8 protein-coding genes are annotated in these 11648 nt (G+C 74.5%); 5 read left to right on the top strand and 3 right to left on the bottom strand.

What is annotated here, in order from left to right; translation table 11 throughout:
• Positions 1–387: 387 nt before the first annotated feature.
• Both GXW74_RS25670 and GXW74_RS25665 read right to left on the bottom strand, forming a co-directional pair.
• Positions 388–1020 (bottom strand): CoA pyrophosphatase, encoded by a 633-nt coding sequence (locus GXW74_RS25670; protein WP_338148336.1) that lies wholly within the window; start codon positions 1018–1020, stop codon positions 388–390.
• Between the two features lie 54 nt (positions 1021–1074).
• Positions 1075–1647, bottom strand: coding sequence for a DUF1285 domain-containing protein (locus GXW74_RS25665; RefSeq protein WP_246524137.1), 573 nt, complete (start codon positions 1645–1647; stop codon positions 1075–1077).
• 119 nt (positions 1648–1766) lie between these two features.
• Between GXW74_RS25665 and GXW74_RS25660 the strand changes: the two genes are divergently transcribed.
• From GXW74_RS25660 to GXW74_RS25640, 5 genes are all read left to right on the top strand, one after another.
• Positions 1767–2771: an AAA family ATPase gene (locus GXW74_RS25660; protein ID WP_211849491.1), complete on the top strand. Its 1005-nt coding sequence runs from the start codon at positions 1767–1769 to the stop codon at positions 2769–2771.
• A 255-nt stretch (positions 2772–3026) separates the two neighbouring features.
• The gene (locus tag GXW74_RS25655; RefSeq protein ID WP_338148335.1) at positions 3027–3881 is read left to right on the top strand and encodes a DUF58 domain-containing protein; all 855 of its coding nucleotides are present in this window, start codon (positions 3027–3029) and stop codon (positions 3879–3881) included.
• Positions 3881–6619, top strand: coding sequence for a DUF4159 domain-containing protein (locus tag GXW74_RS25650; RefSeq protein ID WP_211849489.1), 2739 nt, complete (start codon positions 3881–3883; stop codon positions 6617–6619). The genes GXW74_RS25655 and GXW74_RS25650 overlap by 1 nt, the downstream gene beginning before the upstream one ends.
• Before the next feature lie 178 nt (positions 6620–6797).
• Complete coding sequence (locus tag GXW74_RS25645; protein WP_211849517.1) at positions 6798–8882, top strand: hypothetical protein; 2085 nt, start codon at positions 6798–6800, stop codon at positions 8880–8882.
• A 335-nt stretch (positions 8883–9217) separates the two neighbouring features.
• Entirely contained in the window at positions 9218–9904 is a 687-nt protein-coding gene (locus GXW74_RS25640) for an ankyrin repeat domain-containing protein (RefSeq protein ID WP_211849488.1), read from the top strand.
• A gap of 139 nt (positions 9905–10043) precedes the next feature.
• On the opposite strand, the gene GXW74_RS25635 is transcribed toward GXW74_RS25640, so the two are convergent.
• Positions 10044–11420 carry a vWA domain-containing protein gene (locus tag GXW74_RS25635; protein WP_211849486.1) on the bottom strand — a complete coding sequence of 459 codons (1377 nt, stop codon included), beginning with the start codon at positions 11418–11420 and terminating at the stop codon, positions 10044–10046.
• Positions 11421–11648: the final 228 nt, after the last annotated feature.

The following is an 11648-nucleotide window of genomic DNA, read 5'->3' as shown; positions in this document are numbered from 1 at the left end:
GAAGGCCCTTCGGCCTGCGAGGGCGCCGTGGCGGAGGTGGCTTGGAGGGGCCGTTGCCGCACACGCGCGAACTGTTGGCGCTGTTGATCGGAGAGGGGCCCTGCCCCTCTCCGAGCCTCACCCCGCCAGGGTGCAGGGCACCCTGGACCCGCCGATACCTGGTGCCGGGCATGGGGCGGCCGCGCCGGTACGAAGAAGCGCGCACCGGGCGCGGCGCATCCCTCGTCGCCGCGGAATTCCTGCCCTGCCCAACACCAGGTGACGGTTTCCAAAGGCCTTTCGGCCTTTGGTGGGGTGAGGTCCGGAGAGGGGCAAAGCCCCTCTCCGATTCCTCCATCGCCGCATCTTCGCGCCCATGTGGCGCAATCCACGCCGTCGTGCCGCCGCCTAGTCCCGCTCCCGCAGCACCCCCGCCAGCGTCACCAACATCGAGGCCGTCGCGCCCCAGATGTAGTGCCGCTCATGCGGCCAGACCCAGAATTCGCGCATCCGTCCGCGGAATTCCTGCCGCCGCCGCTCCGGCGCCGCGGGGTCGAGCAGGCAGGAGAGCGGGTACTCGAAGGGCTCGGCCACCTCCGCCGGATCGTGGCGCAGCTCGAATGGCGGGCGCAGCAGCGCGACCACCGGCGTCACCAGGTAGCCCGTGCCCGTCAGCAGCGTCGGCAGCCGGCCGAGGATCTGCGGCAGGCACCGGTCCAGCCCGACTTCCTCCTCCGCTTCGCGCAGGGCGGCTTCCTCGGGCGTTTCGCCCGCCTCCATCCGCCCGCCGGGGAAGGAAACCTGGCCGGCATGAGAATTCAGCCGCGCGGAGCGCAGCGTCAGCAGCACCGTGGGGTCGGGATGCGCGACCAGCGGCACCAGCACCGCCGCCGGCACGGACACCCCGCCGGCGCGCGCGGCGCGGTCAAGATCGTCCTCCGGCGTGGCGCGGTCGCGCGGGATCGAGCCGGGGTCGGCGAGCCGGGCGCGCAGCGCCTCCGGGTCCAGGGTGGGCGGGGCGGCAGTTGTCTCAGCGGGCACGGGGCACCATAGCGGCGGGTGTGCGGCCGCGCATCCCCGCGGCCCGAGGCGCGGTCAATCCGCGGCCATGTCGATGGCCGGCACGTCGTCGATCGGGAAGAACACGCCCTCGCTCCAGACGCCCAGCACTTCGCGCCCGTCGATCGTCTCGGGCTGCGCCAGCGCCACCAGCTCGTAGAAGACGACGCGGCTGATCCGCGCCTCCAGCCCCGGCCGCACGGTGATGTAGGGCCGCGGCTCCCGCGTGACGGGGCAGAGCTGCACGCGGATCGGGTGCTCGGCGTTGGCCGTCACCATCTCGTCGAGGTTGGTGCGGAAAGTCAGGCATTGGCGCGGCTCCCTGCCGCCGCAGTCACAATCGCGCCAGAAGAGCTCGACCGCGATGAAGGGCGCGTCCTCGACCTCGATCCGCCCACGCTCGGCCGGAGTCTCGAGCCAATAGGTGCCGTCATCGCCCCGCTTCAGGACCGAGGCGAACAGGCAGACCAGCGGTTTGCGCTGGATCGCGCTGCCCCGGTAGTACCAGGTGCCGTCGCGACCGATGCGGATGGCGTAGTCGCCACACTCCATCTTCGCGCGCGCCAGCACGGCCCCTGCCGGGGGTACCGCGCAACCAGCCTTTTCCATGCCGTGGAGCGTCATGCCCATCGTCGCCCTTGCACTCAGCGTGGCCGATGCGAACCTAGGTGTTGAGGGTGGCACCGGCCCGCGCGCCTCCGCCCCGTCATATAGGGAGCCCTGCCCGGATGAGTGAAGTGGCCGAGCCACAGGATCCTGCCGCCCTCGTCGCGGAGGTGGAGGCGCTCGGCGCCCGCCTGGCCCGGGTGCGGGACGCGGTCGGCCGCGTCATCTTCGGCCAGGACCTGGTCGTCGAGCGCGTGCTGATCACGCTGCTCTCCGGTGGCCATGTGCTGCTGGTGGGCGTGCCCGGCCTCGGCAAGACCAAGCTGGTCGATACGCTCGGCACCGTGCTCGGCCTCGATGCGCGGCGGGTGCAGTTCACCCCGGACCTGATGCCCGCCGACATCCTCGGCTCCGAGGTGCTGGAGGAGGACGCGCACGGCAAGCGCGCCTTCCGCTTCCTCAAGGGCCCGGTCTTCTGCCAGTTGCTGATGGCGGACGAGATCAACCGCGCCTCCCCCCGCACCCAGTCGGCGCTGCTGCAGGCGATGCAGGAACAGCGTGTCGCCATCGGCGGGGAGATCCACGCCCTGCCCGTGCCCTTCCACGTGCTCGCCACCCAGAACCCGATCGAGCAGGAAGGCACCTACCCGCTGCCCGAGGCGCAGCTCGACCGCTTCCTGCTGGAAATCGAGGTCGGCTACCCGGACGAGGAGGCCGAGCGCGCCATGCTGCTGGCCACCACCGGCGCGCGGGAAGCGAGGCCCGTCCAGGCCATGACGGGCGCGGAGCTGATCGCCGCCCAGGGGCTGATCCGCCGCATCCCGGTGAGCGAGCAGGTGCTCGAAGCCATCCTCAGGCTGGTCCGCGGGGCGCGGCCGGAGACCACCGGGATCGAAGCCGTGCGCCAGAACCTGGCCTGGGGCCCGGGGCCGCGCGCGGCGCAGGCGCTGATGCTCGCCACCCGCGCGCGCGCCCTGCTGGACGGACGCCTCGCCCCCAGCGTGGACGACGTGATCGCCCTGGCCGAACCCGTCCTGCGGCACCGCATGGCACTCACCTTCGCCGCCCGGGCGGACGGGGTGCGGCTGTCGGAGGTGATCGACACATTGAAGGAGAGCGTGGGGTAGCGTGACGATGCGCGCGGCCTTGGAGAGGGGCGCTGCCCCTCTCCAGACCTCACCCCGCCAAAGGCCGAAAGGCCTTTGGAAACCAGTTTTTGTCGGGGTGGCGGCGGAGGGGGCGCGACCGGCACGGCCTCGGTCACGGCCGCGCCATGCCCCCTCCGCCGCCACCCCGATCACGTCGAGGGTTGCAAGGGCCCTTGGGCCTTTGGCGGGAGGGGTGTGGGGAGGGCAGCGCCCTCCCTACGGCCGCGCCGCGCCGTGACGATCCCTCCGGTTTCCGTCCCATGGGCCGAATCCCTCGGTGCCGCGCTCCCGCCGCTGGTGGTGCAGGCCGAGCGTGTGGCCGCGACGGTCATGCAGGGCGTCCATGGCCGTCGTCGTCCCGGCCAGGGCGATGCCTTCTGGCAGTTCCGCCCCTATGTCGTCGGCGATGCCGCCGCGCGGGTGGACTGGCGGCAATCGGCCAAGTCCGACCGCCTCTTCGTGCGCGAGACGGAATGGGAAGCGGCGCAGACGGTCGCCCTGTGGTCGCAGCGTGGCGCGGGCATGGACTGGCGCAGCGACCGCGACCTGCCGGCCAAGCGCTTCCGTGCCGAGCTGCTGCTGCTGGCGGTCGCCGCGCTGCTGTTCCGTGGCGGGGAGCGCGTGCGGCTGTTCGGCCTGCCGCGGGCCTTCGCCGGGCGCGGGGCGCTTTCGGCGCTGGCGGAGGCGCTGCCGCGCCAGGCCGCCGCCGCCGAGGATGCGCGCATCCCGCGCCATGCACGGGCGGTGCTGGTGGGGGATTTCCTCGCGCCGCTCGAGGAGACCCGGAATGCGGTCGCCGCGCTGGCGGCGCGCTCGGTCCGGGGCCATCTGGTGCAGGTGCTCGACCCTGCGGAGGAGACCCTGCCCTTCACCGGCCGCATCCGTTTCGAAGGCCTCGGCACCGCCGAGCATGCGCTGGTCCCGCGCGTCGAGGGCGTGCGCGCGCTCTATGAGGAACGCCTGGCGCGGCACCGGGACGGGCTTGCGGCGATCGCCGCGGCCTCGGGCTGGTCCTTCGCCACCCATCGCACCGACCAGCCGCCGGAGGCGGCGCTGCTGGCCCTTTACCGCAGGCTGGCCCCCGAGTGATGTGGCAGATCGGGCCTCTCGCCTTCGCCGCACCGTGGCTGCTGCTGGCGTTGCCGGCGCTGCCGCTGCTGTGGTGGCTGCTGCGCGTTTCCCCGCCGGCACCCAGGGCCCAGGCCTTCCCGGCCATCCTCCTGCTGCGCGACCTGCCGCCGACCGAGGAGACACCGCACCGCACTCCCTGGTGGCTGCTGCTGCTCCGCCTGGCGGCGGCGGCGTTGCTCATCTGCGGCCTGGCGCGGCCGGTCTGGCAGCCGCAGACGGGCGGCGGCGGATCGGGGCCGCTGCTGGTGGCGATCGACAATGGCTGGGCGGCCGCGCCCGACTGGCCGGCGCGGGCCGCAACCGCGGCGGCGGCGCTGGAAGCGGCGGGGCGGGAGGGGCGGCGGGTGGCCCTGCTGCCGACCGCGGCGCCGGAGACCGGCGAGCCGCTCGCCGCCAGCGCGCTGATGCCGGCGGAGGACGCGCGGGCGCGCCTCGCCGCGCTGCGCCCGCGTGCCTGGGCGCCGGACCGCGCCGCGGCGCTGGCCGCGCTGAACGCCTTTCGCGCCGCGAACCCGGGCGCCTTCGCCACGCTCTACCTCGCCGACGGGCTGGAGCATGCGGCGGAGGGCGACGCCTTCAGCCCCTTGGCGACCGCGCTGGCCGTGGCCGGCCCCCTGACCGTCGCGCGCGCGGAGGCCCGACCGGCCCGCATCCTGCCGCCGCCGCGCGCCGAGGCCGACCGGCTGGTGGTGCGGGCGCTGCAGGCGCCGCTCGGCGCCCCGACCGAGGCGACGGTGCTCGCCCGCACCGGCGATGGCCGCGCCATCGCCTCGGCGACACTGGCCTTCGCGCCAGGTGCCGGCTCGGCCGAGGCCGCGCTCGACCTGCCGATCGAGATCCGCAACCAGGTTGTTCGGCTCGACCTCGAACCGGAGGCCGGCGCGGCCGGCACGGTGCTGCTGGACGAACGCTTCCGCCGCCGGCCCGTGGGCCTGTCCGCCGCGGTCGAGACCAGCGCCGACGCGCCACTGACGGGCGATCTCTACTACCTGGAACGCGCCCTCGGCCCCTATGCGGAGATCCGCCGGGGGACGCCGGAGACGCTGCTCGGCCGCCGCCTCGCGGTGATGATCCTGGCCGATCGCGAAGTGCCCGAGGGGCGCGAGCGGGAGGCGCTGACCCGCTGGGTCGAGCAGGGCGGCATGCTGATCCGCTTCGCCGGACCGCGCCTCGCCGAGCGGCCGGACCCGCTGCTGCCGGTGGCGCTGCGGGCGGGGGAACGCGCACTTGGCGGCGCGCTCTCCTGGGACCGGCCGCAGACGCTGGCGCCCTTTCCGGAAGCTTCGCCCTTCGCCGGCCTGGTGCCGCCCGCCGAGGTGACGGTGGAACGCCAGGTGCTGGCGGAACCCTCGCCGCGGCTGAGCGAAAGATCCTGGGCGCGGCTGGCGGATGGCACCCCGCTGGTCACCGAGATCGCGCGCGGGCAGGGGCGGATCGTGCTGTTCCACGTCACGGCGAATGCCGAGTGGTCGAACCTGCCGCTGTCGGGGCTGTTCGTGGACATGCTGCGCCGGCTGGTGGCGCTGTCCGCCGGCGTGCAGGGGGCGGAGGGCGAGGCGCCGCTCGCCCCGCTCGAGATGCTGGACGGCTTCGGCCGGCTCGGCCCCGCTCCGCCGGCCGCGGCCCCCATCCCGGCGAACCGGGTCGAGGAGACGGTCGCCTCCCCGCGCCATCCGCCGGGCTGGTACGGCACGCCCGGCCATGCGGAGGAAACCGCCTGGCGCCGGGCGCTCAACCTGTCCGCCCACCTGCCCGCACCGCGCGCGGCCGCCGCGCCGCCCGCCGGGTCGCGCCTGGAGACGATCGGCGGCGTGCCGGCCGAGCGCGACCTCGGCCCCTGGCTGCTGGCGATGGCCCTGCTGCTGCTGGCGGCGGACCTGGTGGTATCGCTTGCCCAGCGCGGGCTGATCGGCAAGCAGTGGTCGCGGCCGGCGGGGGCGGCGGCGTTGGCGCTGCTGCTCGCCGCGGCGCCCGCCCGGGCGCAGGACCAGGACGCGGCGGCGGCGAATGCGACGCGCCTCGCCTATGTGGTCACCGGCGATGCGCAGGTGGACGAGATCTCACGGATGGGCCTGCTCGGCCTGTCGGATTTCGTGAACCGCCGCACCGCGGCGGGGCTGGCGGAACCGCATCCGGTGGTGCCGGGGCGCGACGACCTGTCCTTCTACCCGCTGCTCTACTGGCCCGTGCTGGCAGAGGCGCCGCAGCCGGATGCCGCGGCGGCGGCGGCGCTCAACACCTTCATGCGCAACGGCGGGATCATCCTGCTCGACACGCGGGACGAAGGCTCGGGGGAGGGCATGAACCCCGGATCGCGGGCGGCGCTGCGGCTGGTGACGCGGGATCTCGCGGTGCCGCCGCTGGCGCCGGTGCCGGAGGACCATGTGCTCAAGCGCGCCTTCTACCTGCTGCAGGACCTGCCGGGCCGCTTCTCCGGCGGCCAGGTCTGGGTGGCGCGCGACCAGGACCGGGCGAATGACAGCGTCAGCCCGGTCATCATCGGCGGGCATGACTGGGCGGCCGCCTGGGCGATCGATTCGCGCGGCAACAATCCCTACGCCACCATCCCCGGCGGGGCGCGGCAGCGCATCCTGGCCTATCGGTTCGGGGTGAACCTCGTGATGTACGCGCTGACCGGCAACTACAAGGGGGATCAGGTGCATGTGCCGGCGATCCTCGAGAGGTTGGGGAACTGATGGTGCGGCACGGCCTGCCCAAGGGGGCCTTGCCCCCTTGGGCTCCCCTGCCAGGGGACCGCGGTCCCCTGGACCCGCGGAGACTTGATGCCGTGCTTGCCGAGGCAGGTTTGGTCCTCGACGGGGCGAAGCAGTGCTTCGCCGCCTGGAGGACGGCGGCGCCTTCCCGGGTGACGCCATGAACCACACCATTGCCGGCCTCGACTTCGCCCCTGTCCTGCCGCTCTGGCTGCTGGGGGCCGCCGCGGTGCTGGCCCTGCTCGCGCTGCTGCCCGCAGCGTGGCGCCGCGCCCGCGGCACGCTCTGGCGCGCCGTCACCTTCGCGCTGATCCTGCTCGCCCTCGCCAATCCGCGCCTGGTCGAGGAATCCCGCGAAACCCGCCCTGACATCGCCCTGCTGGTGGTCGACCGCAGCGAGAGCGCGACCCTCGGCACGCGCCCCACGCAGATCGAGGCGGCGCGGCGCGAGGTCGAAGCCCGCGCCGCCCGCCTGCCCGAGCTGGAACTGCGCACCGTCGAGGTGCCCGAGGCCGGCAACCAGGGCACGCGCCTGTTCACCGCCATCGAGCGCGCGCTGGCCGAGATCCCGCGCGCGCGGCTCGCGGGCGTGATCGCCCTGACCGACGGCCAGGCGCACGACATCCCCGCCGCTGCCCCCTTCGACGCCCCCTTCCATGCCCTGCTGCCCGGCCGGCCCGGCGAAACCGACCGGCGCCTGCGCGTCATCGAGGCGCCCGGCTTCGGCATCGTCGGGCGGGAGGTCGAGATCCGCGTCGCGGTGGACGACCTCGGCGTGCCCAATGCGCAGGGGGCGGCGCGGCTGAACATCCGCCGCGACGGCGAGGCGCCGCGCAGCGAGAGCGTGCCGATCGGCCGCGACCACCGCATCGCCGTGCCCATCCAGCGCGGCGGCCCGACCGTGGTGGAGATCGAGGCCGAGGCCCGCCCCGGCGAGGTCAGCACCCGCAACAACCGCCAGGTCATCACCATCAACGGCGTGCGCGACCGGCTGCGCGTGCTGCTCGTCTCCGGCGAGCCGCATGCCGGCGAGCGCACCTGGCGCCGCCTGCTCAAGGCCGATCCGAATGTGGACCTGGTGCACTTCACCATCCTGCGCCCGCCCGAGAAGGACGACCTGACGCCGCTGAACGAGCTGGCGCTGATCGCCTTCCCGGTCCGCGAGCTGTTCCAGGTGAAGCTGCGCGACTTCGACCTGATCGTCTTCGACCGCTTCTCCAACCGCGGCATCCTGCCGGCGGCCTATCTGCGCAACATCGCCGACTACGTCCGCGGCGGCGGCGCGCTGCTGATGTCGACCGGGCCGGAATTCAGCGGGCCGGTCTCCCTGGCGCTGACGCCGCTCGGCCAGGTGCTGCCGGCCCGGCCGGCGGGGCGGCAGAACATCGTGGCCGAAGGGGCCTTCCGCCCGCGCGTCTCGGCGCTCGGCTTCCGCCATCCGGTCACGGAAGGGCTGACCGGGTCCAATACCGAACAGGCCGAGGCGCAATGGGGTCGCTGGTATCGCTACCTGCGCGCAGATCCACGCAGCGGCAGCACGGTGATGGAAGGCCCGGACGGCGCCCCGCTGATGGTGCTCGACCGTGTGGGGGAGGGCCGCGTCGCGCTGCTGCTGTCCGACCACATCTGGCTGTGGTCGCGCGGCCATGACGGCGGCGGACCGCAGCAGGAGGTGCTGCGCCGCGTCGCCCATTGGCTGATGCGCGAGACGGAACTCGAGGAGGAGGACCTGACCGCGCGCATCGAGGCCGGGCGGCTGACGGTGACACGCCGCAGCCTCGACCCTGGCCCGGCGCCCGAGGTCACCGTCACCGCGCCCGACGGCACCACCATCCGCGCCCGGCCCGAGGAAGCGGGTGGCGGCCGCGCGACGCTGTCCCTGCCCGCGTCGCAGCCGGGGGTGTGGCAGGCCTCCGATGGGCGACGCACCGCCTTCGCCGCCTCGGCCGCCGCCAACCCGATGGAGATCGCGGACCTGCGCGCCGACCCCGAGAAGCTGCGCCCGCTGCTGGCCGGGACCGGCGGCGCGGCACGGTTCCTCGGCGACGGCGCCGCGCCGGCGGTGCCGGAACTGCGCCGCGTGGCGCCGGGGCGCGACGTGGCAGGCGCGGGCTGGATCGGGCTGCGACGCAACGGGGACCACAGCGTGACGGGCATTTCCGCCCTACCGCTGCTGCCCGCCTGGCTGGCCCTGGCGCTGGTGCTGGGGGCGGCGGTGATGGCTTGGCGACGCGAGGGACGGTGAGGACCGGCAGCCGGGATCAGTTCGATCCCCGGGGAGCGTCACGGCTCGGACGAAGCCGGCGCTGGGTCGGCGTGCCGGGCGGTGCGGACGGTGTCATGCGCGCGGGGCCGCGGCCGAGCCCTTCCTGCCGTTGATCGCCGAGGGACTCCCCGGTTGCGAGAGGAGGGCACGCGCCGGCCCTCGCCTTCGGTGTGCGGATCGCCGGTGGTCCGGACCGGAGTGGCCGGCATCGCTGCCACCCCCGGAATTCCCGGCCCGACAGCGCCGAACTTCCTTGCTCGCATCGAATGGCTGGCTGCAGCGGCGCGCCCGCCCCACCGGCTGCGCACGAGCGCGTGATTCCACGCCGGCTGAATCTGCTCTACATGGTGCTCATGCGACGTATCCTCCTGCTCGCGCCTTTCGCGATGACGCTGCTGCCGGGCCAGCCGCTCGGGCCTTCGCCGGCGCGGGCGCAGTTCGCCGGTCCCCAGGCACAGGGGCAGACCGCACGGCCACCGCCGCCGGCGCTGCCCGGTTTGGCCGCGCGCCGCGCGCCGGAGCCGATCCCGGCCGACCCCAATGCCAACCTCTCGCCCACCGCGGCGCTGTTCGACGCGATCAACCGCGGCGACATGGCGGCAGCGCGGGATGCGATGAACCGCGGCGCGAGCCTCGAGGAGCGCAACGTGCTCGGACTGACGGCGATCGACGCGGCGGTGGACCAGGGGCGCAACGACATCCTGTTCTACCTGCTCTCGGCGCGCGGCGCGGCGCGCGGCGCGGCCCCGCCGGCCGAGGCGTCGCTGACACCGGCGCAGCGCGCCGCGCGCGACCGCGCCGCCCAGGCCGAGGCGGCGGCAGCCGCGCGCGCCATGGCGCAGGCCAATCGCGGGGCGGCGGTGCGCGGTCCGGCACCGGCAACGCGCCCTCGGCTCTTCGCCAATGATGGCGGGGCGGCACGGCCGGAGGCGGGGTTCCTCGGCTTCGACGCAGGCCGTGGGGCGGCGACCGGGCCGGCGCGTGGCGGGCGTCGGGGTTGAACGGGTGGGCTGATACCAACGGCCGCTATTCGCGACCGCTAGCATCGGCCGTTTCATGCCCTCAGGCGCCGGGCGCAAACCGGAGGCTTGCACCCGGCGATTGCGGGCGCGGAATGGCTGGTGCCAGCGGCCGCTGATTTCAGTCACGCGGCTCCAGGGTCGGTTCCACCACCATCTCGCCGCGGATCTCGACCTCCGCCGCCAGGCGCCGCCCGTCGCGGTCGGCCGTCACCAGGTAGCGTCCGGGGGCGAGGGGAATGCGCCCTGCTTCCGCGAGGTGCCACTCGCCGAACACTGCCGGGTCGCGGTCCAGCGCGGTGATCGTGATGCTTGCGGCGCCGGTGCCCTCCAGCGCCAGGACGCCGTAGGGGATGGCCAGGCGCCGCGTCACCACCTCCCCGGCCGCGACGACGGCTTCCGCCGCGGCTTGCGCATTGCCCAACCGGGCACGCAGCCGGTGCGCGCCGGCGGGCACCAGGTAGACGGGGCCGGCCCGCACCTCCGCGCCGGCCGCCTCGGAACCGGACGGCCCGGACGCGATGGCCCACTCGACGCCGAAGGCGGGAGGCACCGCGTTGCCCGAGGGGGCGGTCCGCGCCTCCGCCACCAGCCAGCCGGCGTCCAGCACGATCTCCGCCCGCGCCAAGCCGGCCGGCGGCACGCTGACGGGCACCGGAGCGCGATGGAACAGCGTGGCTTCCACCGCCACGGTGTAGTCGCCCGCCGGCAGGTCGAAGAAACGGCCGAACGGCTCGCCATCGGTCGCGACCACCTCCTCGCCGCGCCGCAGGATGATGCGGGCATCGCCCGTCATCGGGTCGCATTGCGGGCAGAGGCGGAGCGTGACGACCAGCCGCGGCTGCGGCACCGGCTCGGCGCGCGGCGCGGCGGCGCGCGGCCCCGGCGTCGGCATAGCGGCGGCACGGTCGAGCGCGGTGGCGAGGTTCTCCGCATCGGGTGCCGCCAGCGCGAGGCCGCCGGTCGCCTGCGCCATGCAGCGGAGCTGCGCGAGCGCGGCGGGGTCGGCCAGCGCGAAGGCGACCGTATGCACCACGAGCCTCACGCCGGAGCGCGCGATCTGCTGTGCAACGGCGCAGGGGTCGGGGTGGCAGGTCTCGATGCCGTCGGTGACGAGGATGATGCTGCCGCCGCCGGGGCCCAGCGCCTCCGCCGCCAGGCGCACCGCATCGGCCATCGGCGTGCGGCCGCGCGGCGTGATGCGCTGCGTCAGCGCGACGATCCCGGCGGCATTCGTCGCCGGCGCGCGCAGCATCTCGATGTCCGCGCAGTCCTGCGCGCGTCGATGGCCGTAGGCGACCAGCCCGACCGGGCGCGCGGCCGCCCAGCGGGACATCAGCCCGGCGACCGCGTCGCGCACGATATCGACCTTGCTGCGGGTCCCGATGCGGCCCCACATCGAGGACGAGCCGTCGAGCACCAGCACCGCCGGCTGCGCGGCGGCGGCGCCGGCGAACAGGCAGAACAGCAGCGCGAGGAAGGCGGCCCGGCAGCGCATCGATATCCCCTTCAGGTGCGCGGCATGCAACCTTGGGGCGTGATGCCTGGCAAGCGGCGGCGGGATTCGGTTCACCTCCGCCACGGCCTGCTGTCATCATGGCAGGAGGGAGACCGCCGATGACGACATCAGACGCAGCCATCCGCGCCTTCTTCGACGAGCCGACGAACACGGTGAGCTACCTGGTGTGGGATCCTGCGACGAAGCGCGGCGCGGTGATCGATCCGG

The organism is Neoroseomonas eburnea (assembly GCF_018129005.1).
Classification (GTDB): Bacteria; Pseudomonadota; Alphaproteobacteria; order Acetobacterales; family Acetobacteraceae; genus Neoroseomonas; species Neoroseomonas eburnea.
This window is presented reverse-complemented; position numbering and strand designations above follow the sequence as displayed.